Source organism: Stenotrophomonas sp. 220_Sma (assembly GCF_056487375.1).
Genome location: NZ_CM151348.1, coordinates 1,491,401 through 1,507,079 on the forward strand (window position 1 = coordinate 1,491,401; position 15,679 = coordinate 1,507,079).

At 66.1% G+C, this 15,679-nt stretch carries 18 protein-coding genes; 8 read left to right on the forward strand and 10 right to left on the reverse strand.

What is annotated here, in order from left to right:
• The first annotated feature begins 28 nt into the window (after positions 1–28).
• Positions 29–1,270, forward strand: coding sequence for a bifunctional glucose-1-phosphatase/inositol phosphatase (gene agp, locus ACZLIB_RS07055; protein WP_478469485.1), 1,242 nt, complete (start codon positions 29–31; stop codon positions 1,268–1,270).
• Between the two features lie 9 nt (positions 1,271–1,279).
• Here agp and ACZLIB_RS07060 read toward each other — a convergent pair whose 3' ends face one another.
• On the reverse strand, positions 1,280–2,278 hold the full coding sequence (locus ACZLIB_RS07060; RefSeq protein WP_153856882.1) for a polysaccharide lyase: 999 nt from the start codon (positions 2,276–2,278) through the stop codon (positions 1,280–1,282).
• A 164-nt stretch (positions 2,279–2,442) separates the two neighbouring features.
• Here ACZLIB_RS07060 and ACZLIB_RS07065 point away from each other — a divergent pair, with 164 nt between their 5' ends.
• A complete protein-coding gene (locus ACZLIB_RS07065; RefSeq protein ID WP_049399572.1) occupies positions 2,443–2,679 on the forward strand; it encodes a hypothetical protein in 237 nt (78 codons plus the stop codon).
• A gap of 84 nt (positions 2,680–2,763) precedes the next feature.
• On the opposite strand, the gene ACZLIB_RS07070 is transcribed toward ACZLIB_RS07065, so the two are convergent.
• A complete protein-coding gene (locus tag ACZLIB_RS07070) occupies positions 2,764–4,572 on the reverse strand; it encodes a DUF885 domain-containing protein (RefSeq protein ID WP_014036483.1) in 1,809 nt (602 codons plus the stop codon).
• 112 nt (positions 4,573–4,684) lie between these two features.
• Between ACZLIB_RS07070 and ACZLIB_RS07075 the strand changes: the two genes are divergently transcribed.
• Together ACZLIB_RS07075 and ACZLIB_RS07080 are read left to right on the forward strand one after the other, a co-directional pair.
• Positions 4,685–5,041 carry a GFA family protein gene (locus tag ACZLIB_RS07075; protein WP_110711692.1) on the forward strand — a complete coding sequence of 119 codons (357 nt, stop codon included), beginning with the start codon at positions 4,685–4,687 and terminating at the stop codon, positions 5,039–5,041.
• 32 nt (positions 5,042–5,073) lie between these two features.
• Entirely contained in the window at positions 5,074–5,853 is a 780-nt protein-coding gene (locus ACZLIB_RS07080; RefSeq protein WP_153856900.1) for a DUF4349 domain-containing protein, read from the forward strand.
• Positions 5,854–5,884: 31 nt separating this feature from the next.
• On the opposite strand, the gene ACZLIB_RS07085 is transcribed toward ACZLIB_RS07080, so the two are convergent.
• Together ACZLIB_RS07085 and ACZLIB_RS07090 are read right to left on the reverse strand one after the other, a co-directional pair.
• Complete coding sequence (locus tag ACZLIB_RS07085; protein ID WP_005408721.1) at positions 5,885–6,178, reverse strand: hypothetical protein; 294 nt, start codon at positions 6,176–6,178, stop codon at positions 5,885–5,887.
• Between the two features lie 68 nt (positions 6,179–6,246).
• Entirely contained in the window at positions 6,247–7,191 is a 945-nt protein-coding gene (locus tag ACZLIB_RS07090; protein ID WP_110711693.1) for a LysR substrate-binding domain-containing protein, read from the reverse strand.
• A 115-nt stretch (positions 7,192–7,306) separates the two neighbouring features.
• On the opposite strand from ACZLIB_RS07090, the gene ACZLIB_RS07095 reads away from it, so the two are divergent.
• Positions 7,307–8,179, forward strand: coding sequence for a DMT family transporter (locus ACZLIB_RS07095; protein ID WP_049461770.1), 873 nt, complete (start codon positions 7,307–7,309; stop codon positions 8,177–8,179).
• Here the strand turns inward: ACZLIB_RS07095 and ACZLIB_RS07100 are convergent.
• The 3 genes from ACZLIB_RS07100 to ACZLIB_RS07110 form a co-directional block, all read right to left on the reverse strand.
• Positions 8,167–8,457: a hypothetical protein gene (locus tag ACZLIB_RS07100; protein ID WP_153856883.1), complete on the reverse strand. Its 291-nt coding sequence runs from the start codon at positions 8,455–8,457 to the stop codon at positions 8,167–8,169. The genes ACZLIB_RS07095 and ACZLIB_RS07100 overlap by 13 nt on opposite strands.
• Before the next feature lie 277 nt (positions 8,458–8,734).
• Complete coding sequence (locus ACZLIB_RS07105; RefSeq protein WP_478469487.1) at positions 8,735–9,637, reverse strand: peptidylprolyl isomerase; 903 nt, start codon at positions 9,635–9,637, stop codon at positions 8,735–8,737.
• A gap of 130 nt (positions 9,638–9,767) precedes the next feature.
• Complete coding sequence (locus tag ACZLIB_RS07110; RefSeq protein WP_478469489.1) at positions 9,768–10,235, reverse strand: hypothetical protein; 468 nt, start codon at positions 10,233–10,235, stop codon at positions 9,768–9,770.
• Between the two features lie 220 nt (positions 10,236–10,455).
• Between ACZLIB_RS07110 and ACZLIB_RS07115 the strand changes: the two genes are divergently transcribed.
• Together ACZLIB_RS07115 and ACZLIB_RS07120 are read left to right on the forward strand one after the other, a co-directional pair.
• Positions 10,456–10,821, forward strand: coding sequence for a PadR family transcriptional regulator (locus tag ACZLIB_RS07115; RefSeq protein ID WP_032128337.1), 366 nt, complete (start codon positions 10,456–10,458; stop codon positions 10,819–10,821).
• Positions 10,818–11,807 carry a sensor domain-containing protein gene (locus tag ACZLIB_RS07120; protein ID WP_478469490.1) on the forward strand — a complete coding sequence of 330 codons (990 nt, stop codon included), beginning with the start codon at positions 10,818–10,820 and terminating at the stop codon, positions 11,805–11,807. Before ACZLIB_RS07115 ends, ACZLIB_RS07120 begins: the two co-directional genes overlap by 4 nt.
• A 136-nt stretch (positions 11,808–11,943) precedes the next feature.
• Here the strand turns inward: ACZLIB_RS07120 and ACZLIB_RS07125 are convergent, their stop codons facing one another.
• Positions 11,944–13,251 (reverse strand): polyhydroxyalkanoate depolymerase, encoded by a 1,308-nt coding sequence (locus ACZLIB_RS07125; RefSeq protein ID WP_478469491.1) that lies wholly within the window; start codon positions 13,249–13,251, stop codon positions 11,944–11,946.
• A gap of 93 nt (positions 13,252–13,344) precedes the next feature.
• Complete coding sequence (locus ACZLIB_RS07130) at positions 13,345–13,935, reverse strand: class I SAM-dependent DNA methyltransferase (protein WP_032128334.1); 591 nt, start codon at positions 13,933–13,935, stop codon at positions 13,345–13,347.
• Between the two features lie 149 nt (positions 13,936–14,084).
• On the opposite strand from ACZLIB_RS07130, the gene ACZLIB_RS07135 reads away from it, so the two are divergent.
• The gene (locus ACZLIB_RS07135; RefSeq protein WP_032128333.1) at positions 14,085–14,540 is read left to right on the forward strand and encodes a CopD family protein; all 456 of its coding nucleotides are present in this window, start codon (positions 14,085–14,087) and stop codon (positions 14,538–14,540) included.
• A 140-nt stretch (positions 14,541–14,680) separates the two neighbouring features.
• Here the strand turns inward: ACZLIB_RS07135 and ACZLIB_RS07140 are convergent, their stop codons facing one another.
• Entirely contained in the window at positions 14,681–15,640 is a 960-nt protein-coding gene (locus tag ACZLIB_RS07140) for an acetyl-CoA carboxylase carboxyltransferase subunit alpha (RefSeq protein ID WP_032128332.1), read from the reverse strand.
• Positions 15,641–15,679: the final 39 nt, after the last annotated feature.

A 15,679-nucleotide genomic window follows, 5' to 3' on the forward strand; every position in this document is an offset into this window, starting at 1 on the left:
TGACCCCAGCGTGTTTCCGGAGACCTGCATGATCCGCCCCCTGCGCTCCCTGTTGCTGGCACTCAGCCTGGTTGCCACGGTTGCCACGGTTGCCACGGTTGCCACGGCTGCGCCGGCACCCATGGACGGCGACCAGCTCAAGCAGGTCGTCCTGCTCAGCCGTCACAACCTGCGCGCGCCGGTGGTAGCCTCCGGCGCGCTGGCCAATGCGACGCCCGAGGCCTGGCCGCGCTGGGAGGTGGCACCGGGCGAGCTGACTACCAAGGGAGGCGTGCTGGAGGTCTACATGGGCCGCTACATCGCCCAGTGGCTGCGCCAGGCGCAGCTGTTGCCGGTGTCGGGTTGCCCGCAGGAGGATGACTTCCACGCGTACGCCAACAGCCTGCAGCGCACCCAGGCCACCGCGCAGTTCTTCGTTGCCGGTGCCTTCCCGGGCTGCCATGTTGCGGTCGAGCAACGCATGCCGCTGGGCACGATGGACCCGCTGTTCAATCCGGTGATCCACCGCGATGACGCGGCGTTCCGCGCACGTGCGGCATCGGCGATGCAGCAGGCGCTGTCCGCATCCGATCTGGCACCGGCACTGTCCGTGGTGGAGGAGATCACCCGCTATCCGCAGTCGGCGGCATGCAAGGGGCACAACGACTGCCATCTGGCGCTGTCCGACACCACCTTCAGCGCGGAACCGGGAAAGGAGCCACGCGTCTCCGGATCACTGGCTCTGGCCAGCGGGCTGGTCGATGCCTTGTTGATGGAGCACTACCAGGGCAGTGGCATCCCCCGCGAAGGCTGGGGCCGGTTGACCACCGAGGCGCAATGGCAGGCGCTGGCGCAGATCCGCAACCGCTACCAGGACATCCTGTTCGGAACGCCCGAGGTGGCGCGGGATGTGGCCGGACCGTTGCTGGCACGCGTGGATGCGTTGCTGGAAGATCCCGCATCGCCGAAAGTGAGCCTGCTGGTCGGTCACGATTCCAATATCGGTTCGGTGCTGGCGGCGTTGGGAATCAGCGACTACAGCCTGCCGGGCCAGTACGAGAAGACGCCGATCGGCGGCCTGCTGCAGTTCGAGCGCTGGCGTGATCGCCACAGCGGGCTGGAACGGATCCGCCTGGCCTACGTCTACCCGACCACCGCGCAGCTGCGCGATGCGCTGTCGCTGACCAACGCGCAGCCGCCGGGCCGCGTCGCGCTTCGTGTGCCGGGGTGCGCGGCTCAGGGGTGCACCGTCGCCGAGTTCCAACGCCTGCTGCATCCGGCATCGCGCTGAGGCACGCTGCTAACGCAGCGGCGTGCGCACGATGCCATGCGTGGCCATCAGCGTAAGGTCGCCGCCGAGCCGTGGCGAGTGGAACGGGCCGCGTGCATGCGCGGCATTGAACAGGCCGCCATCCGGTGATCGCAACCGGTAGAACTCGACCCAGCCGCTGGCCTGCAGGGGCAGCTGTGCAACGCCGGTGTGTTCGTTGAACCATGCAGGGTCCTTGCTGCCTTCGATGACGCGGCGGGCAAGGCGGTCGATGGCGTGATCCCCGCTGGCGTACCCGTCCTGGCCGTGCAGCCGCGCCAGCTCAGCCATCATCACCAGCGGCGCCAATGCGTAGTCGTGGTAGTGCAGGGCACGCTGTCCACGGGTCATCTCCAGCGGCAGGCTGCCATCGTCCTGGATGTCATCGATGCCCTTCTGGAAGGCGGCGTGGCCGGCCTGCCACAAGGCCTCGTCGTCGGTGGCCAGGCCGGTGGCCAGTACGCCCAGACCGCCCCAGTAGTAGTGGTTGTTGCGGCGCCGTTTCGGGTTGTCCCAGTACGCCAGGTTGGCCCGTGCCAGCTTCTGCAGCCACGGATCGATACGCGCGCGCTGCTGCGGGTTGGCCTGGTCATGCACCTTCAGGTAAGCCATGGCTACCGCATCGAGCATCCACTGCCGCATGTAGAACGACTGATCGTTGTTGACCCGGATCATCTGCCCGAGCATGGCGCCATCATCGGCCCACGCACCCAGCCAGCTCAGCGTGCACTGTGCCGCTGCCGGGTCACCGGTGCGCAGGTAGTCATCGCTCATGCGCGCCACGTCGGCGGCATAGCGGTCCAGCGGCGCAGTGGCGTCCTTGTTCTGCTGGTGCAGTACCGGGTCGATCACCGATCCAGCCTTGTCGGTGTAGTAGCCCAGGGCGCGGATGTCGGGGTATCCAGCCGGTGGCGGGGGGCAGGCGGCGTAGGCAGGGGCGGCCGCCAAGGCAGCGGAGAGGAGGCCAAGGCGTAGCACCAGGGAGGGCATGGGAACCTGCAGGGACGGGGAGGCGATGCGAACGATGCGCCCGGAGTCGTTTGCCAGTTGTGAGGCCGCACAGGCCCGGTTTGCAGGTGTTCAGGACCGGAGTGGCGCCTGAAGCTCAAGAGTCGGCTAGTCTGTCGTCATCAATTCAGCCGGAGGGAGTGGCGATGAGAATCACTGATTTTCTCGTGATGGACGGTGAGGGTGACGAGATCCCTGCTGATCCGCATGGCAACCATGTGGCTTTCAACTGTTTCGAGTGCGGATACCCGGTAGTGGCTGGCTCATTGGAAAACGAGCGGGGCAGCGATGAGGATTGCCCTGCAGCCTGTCGTGGCTGTGGTGCCGAGTACTTCGTGGATCTGCGGCTGGGCTCAAAGAAAATGTACATCCATCTGCTCTGACCCGGCAGTAGCCCAAGCAGGGGCGAATAAAAAAAGCGGCCCGGGTTTCCCCGGGCCGCTCCGCTTCATCTCACACCGTCCCGATCACTCGATCGGCTGGTCCAGCATCAGCTGGCGTGCGAAACGCACCGGCGGGGCGCCGTAGGACAGCACCTGGTCGTGGTAGGCCTTCAGGTTGAACTTGTCGCCCAGCTTCTCCTGCACCGCCTTGCGGGTGTCGAAGTGTTCCTGCGCACCGACGAAGTAGGTCGGCAGCTGCGCCGACGTCAGCTGCGCGCGCACCCACTTGCCGGCGGCTTCGCTTTCCTGCTGGAACGCGTCGTGGGTCATCAGGTGCATCGCCTTTTCGCGATCCCAGTTGTCCACGTGCACGCCCTGGTCGAGGATCGCGTTGGAGATCGTGCGCAGGTAGAACTTCAGCTGTACCAGGTGGAACAGCGGGTCGTTGTTGAGGTAACCCTGCTCCTGCATCATGCGCTCGGTGTAGACCGCCCAGCCTTCGGCGAACAGGCCCGAACGCAGCACCGCACGCAGGGTCGAGGGGAACTTGGCCGAGTGCCAGCCTTCCAGGTAGTGGCCCGGGGTGCCTTCGTGGATGCTCAGCAGGTGGATCATGCGCGAGTTGTATTCACGCAGGAACGAGTCGACCTGCTTCTCGTTCCAGTCGTCCGGAATCGGCGACACGGCGTAGAAGGTCTTCAGGTTCTTGTCCAGCGGGCCCGGCGAATCGCAGTAGGCCACGGCCACGCCACGCTGGAATTCCGGCATCAGGATGATGTCCACCGGCGCATCGGGCAGGGTCACCAGGTCGTGCTCGCGCACGAACGCGGTGGACTGCTCCAGCGCGGCCTTCGCATCGTCGACCACCTTGTCGCGCGCTGGCTTGTCGGCGTAGGCCAGTTCCAGTGCCGCCTCGATCGCCTTCTGCTGCTGCTCGTCGGTCGGCTGGGCCGGCATTTCCGGCGCACCCGGCTTGTCCTTCAGCACGGTCTGCGCGATGCCGTACATGTCTTCGCGCACGCGCTTGAGTTCGGCGCGTGCACGCTCACCGATCTCCTGGCGCGACAGCGAGGAGCTCAGCGCGAACTTCAGCTTCTGGTCGTACTTTTCCGCACCGATGCGGAAGTCGCCCTTGGCATTCGGCACCAGGGTCTTGTCCAGCCAGGTCTGCTGTTCGTCCACGGCCTTCTTCAGGCCGTCGATGGCGGCCTGCAGGCGCTGCTGGTCGGCCTGCGGCAGTTCACCGATGTGCGGGGTGATGAAGGTATCGACGATGCTGAGGATGCCCTTGTTCTGCTTGGCCACCGTCTCGGCATGGATCTTCGGCACGCGGGCCGGATCCAGGTTCTCGCGGGCCTGGGCGAAGATCGCCGGCAGCTTTTCCATGCGTGCGGTGGCCGACTTCAGGCGCTCCGGCAGCGGCGCGAACTCGCGCGCCATCAGGCCGTAGATCGCGCTGCCGGCGATGCCGTTGTACAGCTGCGGGTCCCACTTGCCGGACTGCAGCACTTCGGCGTTCCAGATTTCCGACTGCAGCTGGTTGCGCAGGATCGCTGCGTCCACCTGGTTCTCGCGGCCCAGCTTGGCCACCTCGATCTTGTCCAGCTCGCCCAGCAATGCCTTGTAGGCGGCCACGGTCTTCTGCTGGCCGGCGGCGCTCAGGTCGTCCAGCTCGCTGTCGTAGCGGTGGTCACCGATCTGGGTGGCGCTGACCGGCGAAAGCTGCATCCAGGTGTCCAGGGCGCGCTTGGACAGGTCGGCGAAGGCGGCATCGACCGCCGCGTCACCGGCCTGCTGGCTGGCGGCCGGGGTGGAACCGTTGGTCGGGGCGTCGGCCGGCTGGCAACCGGCCAGGGCGGCGACCAGGGCGAGGGCAAGGAGATGCGGGCGCATCGGCGTTCCTGTACAGGGTCAAACCCCGAGCATAGGGCCCCGGGGCTGCTTTGTCCCCGTGCCATAGGATTACCATGGGCGCAGACAGGGACTCTCCAGCGGAGCGCAGGACATGGAATACCAGGGAAGCTGCCATTGCGGCAGGATCGCATTCACCGTACAGGCCGAGGCGCCAATCAGCGATGTCATCGACTGCAACTGCTCGATGTGCCGCCGCCGCGGCAGCCTGCTGTGGTTCGCCCCGCGCGAGGCGTTCCAGCTGACCACCGATCCGGCGGACGTGGCCACCTATCATTTCAACAAGGCGCATATCGATCACCACCACTGCCGCGAGTGTGGCGTCGCGCCGTACAGTGAAGCGGTGGATCCGCGCACCGGCACGCCGATGGTGGCGGTGAACGTGCGCTGCGTACCGCAGGTGGATCTGGCCACATTGGCCGTCATGTCCTACGACGGAGCGGCACTGTGAGGCCGCTGCACGCGTGGACGCGCGTGGTGGCGATGCCGGTGCTGCTGCTTGCATTGGCAGCCTGCGCCAAACACGGCGATGTGGCGGCCGATGCAGGCGCTACTGCCGCCGAAGCGGCCGTTGCTTCACCGGAGGGCGCATTCCTCGCCTACGAACACGACGTGCAGGTGCAGCTGGAAGCGGCGCAGATCGCACCCCGCATCCAGCAGGTGGCACAGGCCTGCCAGAGCGCGAAGTTCGGTGACTGCGCGGTGCTGCAGGTCGACCAGCGCAGTGGCGAGCAGCCCAGCGGCGAGGTCAAGGTACGCATCGCGCCGAAGGGCGCCGAGCCGTTGATCGCGATGGCCGGTGAAGGTGGCAAACTGCAGTCGCGCAACACGCGTGCCGAGGACCTCGCGCAGGCGGTGGCCGATACGGCACTGACCAAGGCGCGGCTGGAGAAGGAACACGCGCGGCTGCTGTCCTACCAGGACCGCAAGGACCTGAAGATCGAAGACCTGATGGCGATCACCACGCGGCTGTCGGAGATCGAGGCGGGTGTCGAGCAGGCCAACAAGGATGCCGCGCAGCAGCGCCGGCGCATCGATACACAGCTGGTCACGATGCACTTCGACACCACCTCGGGCCAGCGCAGTCGCAGCGAGATCGGTGAGGCGCTGAGCGAGTCGGGCAGCATCCTCAGCACCAGCGTTGCGTTCCTGATCCGCGCGGTCGCAGCGTTGCTGCCGGTGGGCGTGCTGGCCCTGGTCGTGGCCTGGGGTATCCGGGCGTGGTGGCGTCGCCGCCGTCGCACGCTGCCGCCCACCCTTTGAGGAAAAGGTCGATGCCGGCAGCCCGCCGGCATCAGCCCTCGTCGGTCTCGTACTCGACGAACACATCCAGCTCCAGCGCCAGTTCCTGCACCGCATCGCGCACCTTCTGCGCGGTACTTTCGTTGCCGACTTCCACTTCCAGTTCGTGGATGCCCGGGCCGATGTCATCGGACAGCCCGGCCGAACTGGAATCGTCGTCGTCCATGTGCGGCATCAGGTCGTCGGTTTCCTCGACATGTTCGATGCCCTCCAGGCCGAGCAGCAGGTCGCTGATCGCGCGGGCGTCGTCTTCGGTTCCGGTGATGCGCAGTCGCAGCATGGCCATGGCGTTGATACGGTGTGGGGTTGCCTGCAGCCTAGCCAGCGTGAAGCAAAGAGCGGGTGAGGGCGCAGTCAGCCGTGCGTGGCCGGGCGCCCGAGCAGGCTTTCCGGCAACGCGGGAATCGGCGTGCGTTCGTCCTGCGCCTGCTCCAGCAACCAGTCGATGAACAGGCGCGCGGCGTGGCTCGGCGGTTGCCCTTCGGCGTGCACTACGTGATACGCATAGCGCGCTTTCAGTGCCGGGCCGGGCAGGCGTACCACTTCGTAGCGCTGCAGGTAGGGCTGCGCGATGTGGGTGCGTGCCAGCACCGCGCCCATGCCGTACACCGCAGCACGCATCGCATCGGTACTGTCGGCGAAGGTGTGCATCGGCGGCAGTGGCGACGGCGGGCGCACGCCGGCATGGCGGAACCAGTCACGCCAGCCCTGCGGCGACAGATCGGTCAGCAGCGGCAGGTCGGCGATGCGCGCCGGATCGACCAGCGCTTCGACTCCGGCCAGTGCCGGTGAGGCCACCGGGAACAGGTAGTCGTCCATCAGGTGCTGCGCACGCAGGCCCGGCCATTGGCCCAGGCCATAGCGGATACCGACTTCCGGACCGTTGTCGTCGTAGCGGTCCAGCCCGCTGCCGGTGTGCAGTTCGATTCGGATGTGCGGATAGGCCTGGGTGAAGCGTGGCAGCCGTGGCAGCAACCAGCAGTAGGACAGCGAGCGCAGCGTGGTGATCCGCAACGGCACGCTGTCGGCATCCGGTTGCAGGTGATGGGCGACGGCCGCGACATCGGAGAAGGCGGCGCTGGCGGCGTCGGCCAGCTGCCGGCCCTCGGCAGTCAGGCGCACGCCACGGGCGTGGCGCAGGAACAGCCGGGTCTCCAGCACCTCCTCCAGGCGGCGCACATGGTGGCTGACCGCGCTGGCGGTCAGGTGCAGTTCCTGCGCGGCCTGGGCGAAGTTCTGGTGGCGCGCGGCGACCGCGAACACGGCCAGTGCGGGGAGCAGGGAAGGGCGTAGCTGCATGTCGAGCCTCAAACCATATTTGTGGCTGGCAGCGATACTACGCGCTTGTGCGGCGGGCGTCTGCGCCCGATCCTGTCTGCCTTGGCGAGGAACAGACGATGGACGGAGGCAGGGCATGAATGCGGTCCCACAGGTGGCCGAGCGCGACTGGCGCACGCCGCTGGAATTGACCCTGCTGGGCGCCATCTGGGGCTGCTCGTTCCTGTTCATGCGGGTGGCGGTGCCGTCATTCGGCCCGTTCGCGCTGGTCGAGGTGCGGCTGGTGCTGGGTGCGCTGGTGCTGCTGCCGTTCCTGTGGCGGGCGCGTGCGCAGTTTCCGCCGCGGCGCTGGCTGTGGCTGGCACCGATCGGCTTGATCAACTCGGCGCTGCCGTTCGTGCTGTTCGCCTATGCCGCCGAACAGGCACCGGCCGCGATCGGTGCGATCTGCAATGCGATGACGGTGCTGTTCGCCGCGCTGATCGCCTTCCTGTTCTTCGGTGAGAAGATCGGCATGCGCCGTGCTGGCGCGTTGCTGGTCGGATTCGCCGGCGTGGTGGTACTGGCCACGGCCAAGGTCTCTGGCCTGAGTATCGGCACCGCGGTGCTGGCCGGTGCGGCGGCCTCGCTGCTGTACGGTCTGGGCGTGAACCTGGTGAAGCGGCACATGACCGGGCTGCCGTCGGCGGCTGCTGCGGCGGCAACGCTGTCCTGTGCTTCGCTGTGGATGCTGCCGATGGCGGTCAGCCACTGGCCGCAGGCGGCGATTCCGGCCAAGGCGTGGGGCGCGGCGATTGCCCTGGGCGTGGCCTGTACCGGCCTGGCGTTCCTGATGTTCTATCGTTTGATCGGCCGTATCGGCCCGTCGCGTGCGTCGACCGTGACCTATCTGATTCCGCTGTTCGGCGCGGCGTTCGCGTGGTTGTTCCTGGGGGAAGCGGTGACGGTGCAGATGTTGATTGCCGGTGCGTTGATCCTGGGTAGTGTGGCGGTGAGTCAGAAGGGTTGAGGTGTTTTGCACGTGGCGCGTGCTGAAGGCGCTTCATTGTTCATGGGCGTTACTTTTCTTTGTACGCAAAGAAAAGTAACCAAAAGAAACGTTCCGCCGGTCACGAGCCGATGCTGCGCATCGGTGCCCTGCGCTCCTCGGCCCGTCGAGGGACGGCGCGGGAACTCGCTGCGCTCAGACACCCGCGCTTCTTCGCCCTCGCCGGACCTGCGGTGCTCGGCTCGCTCAAGGCGGACCCAGATCAAAGGCCACAGCTGCACCCAGTAGATCCACGCCATGCGTGGATGCTTTTGCGGTTGATCTTGACCTTCCAGTCCGCCTTGAGCGAGCCGAGCATCGCAGGGGAATCAGGGGCGAAGAGGTGCCGATGTCTGAGCGCAGCGAGTTCGGCACCGCCCCCTGATTCACCGAGAAGCGCAGGGGATCGGCGTGCGAAGCACGGCGGCTCGCGACCTGGCGGCGCGTTTCTTTTGGTTACTTTTCTTTTCGCGCGAAAAGAAAAGTAACGCCCATGAACGATGAAGCGCCTTCAGCACGCGTAACGTGCGGAAACCATCACCGCACCGGCACCGGAATATTGCAAAGATCGATATGCCCCGCCGGGCGCTTGTAGAAATCGTCCACACGATTGCGTCGCGCTTCGACCGTATCGGCGAACGTCTTTGAATCAGTGCGCAGCACCTGGATCGGCGTGCGCTCGGCCGCCGGCACATCGCTGGCGCGGCGGATCGACACGATCGGCGTGCGCAGCTTCGGATCGGTGTAGAAGCCCATCGGCGCCGGGCCGCGCGGGGTCGCGCTGAGCAGTTCCATGCCCTTCAGCACGCGGCCGACCAGGGTGATGTTGCGGTCCAGCTGGCGCGGCGACTGGCCGGTTACCACATAGAGTTCGGCGCCGATGCTGCTGTCTTCCTCGTTGCTGCGGCCGGCGCCCAGCATGCCGTAGCAGTGCGCCAGCCAGGCCTTGCCGGCCTGCGGGTCCTGGCCTACCGGGAAACCGTCGACGAATCCGGTCTGCGCGGCCCAGCCATCGCGATCCGGCAGCACGCTCACCTTCAGTCCGGTGCTGGCGCGTTCGAACTCGGCCGGCAGCTTGCGCGCGGCGCTGCCGAACGGCTTGGCCTTGGCCGCGTCATCGGCGTCGGCATCGCCGAACTGCACCACGAAGTTGTCCTGCGAACGGTAGATGCTGGTGCCGTCCCAGAAGTGCTCGTGGGCGAACGTCTGGATGTTGGCGACATGACGCGGGGCGAACTGCGGTGCCAGCTCGATGATCACCCGCCCGGCCGGCAGGTCCATGTACAGCAGGTTGGCCGGGTCGGGCGTGCGCCAGTCGCTGGCCGCCGAAGCATCGAGGATCTGCTGCGGGCTGCGGTACGGCGTGGCCGCACTGGCCAGGGCGGGCAGCAGGCAGGACAGGGCGAGGGCGGTCAGGGCAAGGCGACGACGGTGCGGCATGGGAACCCCGGAACATGAACGAGGCTTCGATTCTGCGCGACTAGAGACCACATCGCCAAGCGATATGTAGGGCAATCGCGTCAGCCTGCGCGCCGCCTCTTGGACGATTCAATCGGTCTGGCATCAACGTCTATCTTTCTTCTGCAATTAGAGCGGAGTAATGGCCGAAGACAGGAACAGGCTCGTAGTTGCCTATTGGGTCGTGCGTAGTTGAACACTCTTCCACATGATGGGGCGAGAAATTCTCTATGGTGAGCCGACCATCTTCGTTGAAGATATAGCAGGTTCCTTCAGCAACGTTGTCGCTCGTTTCAGCGAACTCCCGGTACACGGCCATGCTCAGGAAGAGCATTCCTGGTTTTACCTCGTGGAACTGGTAGGTCAGGCGTTTCCTTAGATGTTCATCAAGAAAGTCGACGCCAATCATTTCTTTGTCCAACAGCACATCGATAATCGCTGATGGCGTGGTGGGGGAGCCAACGAGAACCGTGTAGCGGGTCCGGCTCTCATGTCTCGCTTTGGCCTCGGATTCACTGATTATGTTTCGGGCGGACTTCTTTACGCCAAACCAGAAGTCGCAATAATAAAACTCAGTCATAAGTGGATATTCCCGGGATCGTCGTGCTCGCAGGAGCTGGATCAGCCGCTGCGCTGTTGGAAGGCGACGGTATGCCGCGGCTCGCAGAGGGACAAGCAAGCCAATGGGCCTGCCGGCCAGGTGGTCAGCCGATCCACGCCAACCGGCAGAGTGACTAACGACACATTCGCTATACCGAACTTCGCACTACTGTGGACTTCAACGTAGTGGAGGGCCGGTCATGTCCGAGGACGATGTCCAGCTGAAGAAGTTCCAGAAGGAGCTCAGCGCCGGGACGGTGTCGCTGGCCCTGCTGGCGGTGCTGGCCCGGGCCGGGGAGCCGCTGTACGGCTACCTCATTGCCAAGGAGCTGGAGCGGGTGGGCGAGGGCGTGCTGAGCGGCAAGCAGAGCGCGCTGTACCCGGTGCTGCGCAATCTGGAGGGCGCCGGCCTGCTGGAAAGCCATGTGGAGCCGTCCAGCAGCGGGCCGCCGCGGCGCTACTACCGCATCAATGAACGTGGCCGCGAGGTGCTGGCGCAATGGCGCCAAGCCTGGCAGGCCACACGCGATTCCGTCGATTCCGTGTTGGAGGGGGTACCGCAATGAACGACCCGAGCCTGGCAGGCCGAGCCCTGCCCACGACCATCCCGCAGTACCTGGCGCAGCTGCGCGCGTCATTGGAAGGCGCCGACCCGGCGATGGTGCAGGACGCGCTGTACGACGCCGAGGAATACCTGCGCTCGGAGCTGGCGGCGCAGCCCGGCCGCAGCGAGGCCGAGGTGATCGCCGACGTTGCCGGCAGCTACGGTGCGCCGGACGAGGTAGCCGAAATCTACCGCGAGACCGAAGTGACGGTGAACCGTGCGTTGCGCTCACCGCGTGCGGATACCGCGCCGATGCTGCGTGCGGCCGCGCAAGCGAGTGGCGTTGAGCCTGCCGCGCCGCCGCCGACGCCGGTGCAGCGCTCGCTGCTGGCGCGTTTCTTCGGCGTGGTGGCCGATCCGCATACCTATGGTGCGCTGTTCTACATGTTGCTGTCGCTGGCGACTGGCACCTTCTTCTTCACCTGGGTGGTCACCGGGCTGTCGCTGTCGCTGGGCCTGCTGATCCTGATCATCGGCATCCCGCTGACCGTGCTGTTCTTCGGTTCGGTGCGCGGGCTGGCGCTGCTGGAAGGGCGGCTGGTGGAAGCGCTGCTGGGCGAGCGCATGCCACGTCGTCCGCGTTACACCGACCGCAGCCGCACCTGGCTGCAGCGCATCGGCGACATGTTCACCGATGGCCGCACCTGGCTGACGCTGCTGTACTTCGTGCTGATGCTGCCGCTGGGCGTCATCTACTTCACCATCGCGGTGACGCTGCTGTCGCTGTCGCTGAGCCTGATCTGGGCGCCGGTCGCGGCGATCTTCAGTGGCGACATCCCCGGCGTGTACATCAACGACGTGAACGTACTGCCGATGGCGGCCTCGCCGCTGGTGGCGATCGCGGTTGCCGCGGCGGGCGCGCTGCTGCTGCTGCTGACGATGCACCTGGCACGCGGCATCGGCAAGCTGCATGGGCTGATCGCCAAGAACCTGCTCGTGCGGCTGTAAGCGGGAATCCACGCTTCGGTAGGTGCCAACCTTGGTTGGCACAATCCATCAGATACCGGGATTCATGGTAGAGCGCCAACCAAGGTTGGCATCTACCAGGGCGTACCGACCAAGGTCGGTGCCCACCAGGGCCGAGTTACCCCGCCTTTCGCCGCAACGGGGTGACGTTGCTCTTCTTCTTCGTGACCTTCGCCGCCGGTGCTTCGGCATGCGCGGCGAAGAAATCGCGCACCTTCGGGTACACCACTTCGCGCCAGCGACGGCCGCTGAAGATGCCGTAGTGGCCGGCACCTTCGACAATGAAATGCTCACGGCGGCCAGCGTCGATGCCGGTGCACAGCGCCTGCGCGGCTTCGGTCTGGCCGAGGCCGGCGATGTCGTCCAGCTCGCCTTCGATGCTCAGCAGCGCGGTGTCGCGGATCGCCGACGGATCGACCTTCTCGCCGTTGACCACCCACTCGCCACGCGGCAGCAGGAAGTCCTGGAACACCACGCGGATGGTATCGAGGTAGTACTTGGCCGGCATGTCCAGCACCGCGTTGTACTCGTCGTAGAAACGACGGTGCGCGTCGGCGTCTTCCAGGTCGCCCTTGACCAGGTCGGTGTAGAAGTCCCAGTGCGAGCTGAAGTGGCGGCTCGGGTTCATCGACAGGAAACCGGCGTGCTGCAGGAAGCCCGGGTACACGCGACGGCCGGCGCCGGGATAGCTGGCCGGCACGGTGTGGATGACGTTGTTCTCGAACCACGACAGCGGGTTCTGCGTGGCCAGGTTGTTCACTGCGGTCGGGCTGCAGCGTGCATCGATCGGGCCACCCATCATCACCAGCGTGCGCGGCGTCGGCTCGCCACGGCTGGCCATCAGCGAAACCGCGGCCAGCACCGGTACGGTCGGCTGGCACACACTCACCACGTGCAGGCGCTCCACGCCGAGGTGGCGGATGAACTCCTGGATGTAGGCGATGTATTCGTCCAGGCCGAACTCGCCTTCGCTGGCCGGCACCATGCGCGCGTCGACCCAGTCGGTCACATACACGCGGTGGTCGCGCAGCAGCGTGCGCACGGTATCGCGCAGCAGCGTGGCGTGGTGGCCGGACAGCGGCGCCACCACCAGCACGAACGGCTGGTTGAGCATGGTGTGCAGCTGGTCGGCTTCATTGCTGTGGCGCTTGAAGCGCAGCAGCTTGCAGAACGGCTTGCTCACTTCCTCGTGCACGACGATCGGCACGCGCTCGCCATCGACGTCGATTTCGTTGATGCCCCACTCGGGCTTCTCGTAATCCTTGCCGATGCGATGGAAGAGTTCATTGACCGCCGCCAGGCGATCAGCGCCGGGCATCTGCGACCACCAGTGGCCCTGGTTGGCGAAGAACCTGGCGTTGGCCTGGGCCTGGTGCACCCAGGGGGCGAGCAGGTTGCGGGTCAGTTCGTGCAGTTGATAGAGCATGACGACCGAATATGTATGGTCATATGTTGCCGCGCAGCATATCCCATCCGGGTGTCCCGCAGGTTAAGTTGGCTGAAAATAATGAATCCGGATTCACATCCGTTCCAGCGCGGCCGCATCGCCTGCCAGGGCGGGGCCGAGCCAGCAATGCGACCCTACCGGCTGCAGACCGTGCCGGGCCAGCGTCCGCCGGTACCAGCGCGCCGGGCGGGCCTGGAAACCCTCGTGGTCGCCCTCGAACGCGTCCTCGGCGGCGAAGGTCTCCAGGAAGGCCACGCCGCCGGTCAGCTCCGCCACGCCGGCCAGTCCGGCACGCAGCTCACGGTCGGGCACGTAGTGCATCACGTCCGAGCAGATCAGCAGGTCGACCGGGGCGCAGGGCCGCAGCCAGGCGAAATCACCGAAGCGGGCCAGGTGCAGGTTGCGGGTGCGGCCGTAGCGGCGCACAGCGTACTCGCTGCTGTCGAAGCCGAGGTATTCGACCTTCGGACGCAGCTTCAGCAGCGGCGCGCGCCAGGCGCCTTCGCCGCAGCCGATATCCAGCACGCTGCGGATCGGTCGCTCCAGGTAGTACTCGGCGCTGGCCACAGCCAATGCCACCTTGCGTGCCAGGCGGGCGCTGCCACCGATGTCGGCACGTCGGTACCAGCGTTGGAAGTAGGCGGCGTCGTAGGTCTTGTCCATGGGGCGGTGCACGATCGGGGAAAACGGCGCTTATCGTACGGCGTTGCGGCGTGCCATGCGTCGATGTGTCGCGGCGTGCGTGCCTGCGGCGGCCTTGCCACGGCATGCGAGAATGGCCGCCAACCTACGCCAGCCGCCGGAGCGAGCGCATGCAGAGCTATTACTGGGTCAAGACCTTCCACATCGTGTTCGTGGTGGCGTGGATGGCCACGGTGTTCTACCTGCCGCGCATCCTGGTGAATCTGGCCGAGACCGCAGGCCAGCCGGCGGTGACCGAGCGCCTGCAGCTGATGGGCCTGCGCCTGTACCGTTTCGGCCACTCGATGTTCGGGTTGGCATTCCTGCTGGGCCTGGTGCTGTGGCTGGGCTACAAGGTCATTCCGGATTTCCCGACGATGGTTGCCTCGGGCGGCGCCGGTTGGCTGCATGCCAAGCTGGGGCTGGTGGTGCTGCTGCTGGTGTACTTCAGCTGGATCGGGCGCCTGCTCAAGGGCGTGGCTAAGGGCAGGGCGCTGCCGTCGTCGCGCGCGCTGCGCTGGATCAACGAGATCCCGTTGCTGGCGTTCATTCCGATCGTGTGGCTGGTGCTGGCCAAGCCGTTCTGACGCGGGGTCATCTGCACCCGGTAGATCCACGCCATGCGTGGATGCCGCCAGGGCGCAAACGAAAGAGCCGGGCGATTGCCCGGCTCTTTCGTTTCTGCAATCACCTGCGTGTTGCCGGCCAGCGGCCGGCACTACCGGGCTTAGGCCGCTTCGTACGTGCCGTAGCTGCGCAGGCGGGCGTAGCGCTGTTCCAGCAGCTGCTCGGTGGACAGCTTGTCCAGCGCGTCCAGCTCGTTCAGCAGCACCGCCTTCAGGCGCTTGGCCATCTGCGTCGGGTTGCGGTGGGCGCCACCGGTCGGCTCGCGCACGACCTTGTCGACCAGGCCCAGGCTCTTCAGGCGCGGGGCGGTCAGGCCCAGCTGTTCGGCGGCATCCTTGGCCTTGCCGGCATCCTTCCACAGGATCGAGGCGCAGCCTTCCGGGGTGATGGTCGAGTACACCGAGTACTCCAGCATCACGGTGCGGTCGCCCACGCCCAGCGCCAGCGCGCCGCCGGAGCCGCCTTCACCGATCACGGTGCAGATGATCGGCACCTTCAGTTCGGCCATCTCGATCAGGTTGCGCGCGATCGCTTCGGACTGGCCGCGCGATTCGGCATCGATGCCCGGCCAGGCGCCGGCGGTGTCGATCAGGGTCAGCACCGGCAGGCCGAAGCGCTCGGCCATCTTCATCAGGCGCAGGGCCTTGCGGTAGCCCTCCGGCTTGGGCATGCCGAAGTTGCGCTTGATCTTTTCCTTGGTGTCACGGCCCTTCTGGTGGCCGATCACCATCACTGCACGGCCATTGATGCGTGCCAGGCCACCCATGATGGCCTTGTCGTCGGCGAAGGCACGGTCGCCGGCCAGCTCCTGGAACTCATCGAACATGACGCGGAGGTAGTCTGCGGTGTACGGGCGCGACGGATGACGGGCCAGCTGCAGCACCTGCCACGAGGTCAGGTTGCGGAAGATCTGCGCGGTGCGCATGCGCAGCTTGTCCTGCAGCGCGTGCACTTCCGCCTCGACATTGACCGCCGGCCCGGCACTGGCGTTGCGCAGTTCCTGGATCTTGGCTTCCAGGTCGGCGATGGGTTGCTCGAAGTCGAGGTAGTTCGGATTCATCGGAAGCCGTCGTGTAAAGAAGAGGGGAATTCTAGCCGA

What these genes read in the sequence shown, in the direction of transcription:
- ACZLIB_RS07070 (WP_014036483.1), bottom strand. Translation starts at nt 4,572, where the DNA reads ATGCGCCCGCATCTCCTTGCCCTCGCCCTGGTCGCCGCCCTGGCCGGT.
- ACZLIB_RS07120 (WP_478469490.1), top strand. Translation starts at nt 10,818, where the DNA reads ATGAACGACCCGAGCCTGGCAGGCCGAGCCCTGCCCACGACCATCCCG.
- ACZLIB_RS07095 (WP_049461770.1), top strand. Translation starts at nt 7,307, where the DNA reads ATGAATGCGGTCCCACAGGTGGCCGAGCGCGACTGGCGCACGCCGCTG.
- ACZLIB_RS07115 (WP_032128337.1), top strand. Translation starts at nt 10,456, where the DNA reads ATGTCCGAGGACGATGTCCAGCTGAAGAAGTTCCAGAAGGAGCTCAGC.
- ACZLIB_RS07130 (WP_032128334.1), bottom strand. Translation starts at nt 13,935, where the DNA reads ATGGACAAGACCTACGACGCCGCCTACTTCCAACGCTGGTACCGACGT.
- ACZLIB_RS07110 (WP_478469489.1), bottom strand. Translation starts at nt 10,235, where the DNA reads ATGACTGAGTTTTATTATTGCGACTTCTGGTTTGGCGTAAAGAAGTCC.
- agp (WP_478469485.1), top strand. Translation starts at nt 29, where the DNA reads ATGATCCGCCCCCTGCGCTCCCTGTTGCTGGCACTCAGCCTGGTTGCC.
- ACZLIB_RS07090 (WP_110711693.1), bottom strand. Translation starts at nt 7,191, where the DNA reads ATGCAGCTACGCCCTTCCCTGCTCCCCGCACTGGCCGTGTTCGCGGTC.
- ACZLIB_RS07100 (WP_153856883.1), bottom strand. Translation starts at nt 8,457, where the DNA reads ATGGCGTGGATCTACTGGGTGCAGCTGTGGCCTTTGATCTGGGTCCGC.
- ACZLIB_RS07075 (WP_110711692.1), top strand. Translation starts at nt 4,685, where the DNA reads ATGGAATACCAGGGAAGCTGCCATTGCGGCAGGATCGCATTCACCGTA.
- ACZLIB_RS07125 (WP_478469491.1), bottom strand. Translation starts at nt 13,251, where the DNA reads ATGCTCTATCAACTGCACGAACTGACCCGCAACCTGCTCGCCCCCTGG.
- ACZLIB_RS07080 (WP_153856900.1), top strand. Translation starts at nt 5,074, where the DNA reads ATGCCGGTGCTGCTGCTTGCATTGGCAGCCTGCGCCAAACACGGCGAT.
- ACZLIB_RS07065 (WP_049399572.1), top strand. Translation starts at nt 2,443, where the DNA reads ATGAGAATCACTGATTTTCTCGTGATGGACGGTGAGGGTGACGAGATC.
- ACZLIB_RS07085 (WP_005408721.1), bottom strand. Translation starts at nt 6,178, where the DNA reads ATGGCCATGCTGCGACTGCGCATCACCGGAACCGAAGACGACGCCCGC.
- ACZLIB_RS07105 (WP_478469487.1), bottom strand. Translation starts at nt 9,637, where the DNA reads ATGCCGCACCGTCGTCGCCTTGCCCTGACCGCCCTCGCCCTGTCCTGC.
- ACZLIB_RS07060 (WP_153856882.1), bottom strand. Translation starts at nt 2,278, where the DNA reads ATGCCCTCCCTGGTGCTACGCCTTGGCCTCCTCTCCGCTGCCTTGGCG.
- ACZLIB_RS07140 (WP_032128332.1), bottom strand. Translation starts at nt 15,640, where the DNA reads ATGAATCCGAACTACCTCGACTTCGAGCAACCCATCGCCGACCTGGAA.
- ACZLIB_RS07135 (WP_032128333.1), top strand. Translation starts at nt 14,085, where the DNA reads ATGCAGAGCTATTACTGGGTCAAGACCTTCCACATCGTGTTCGTGGTG.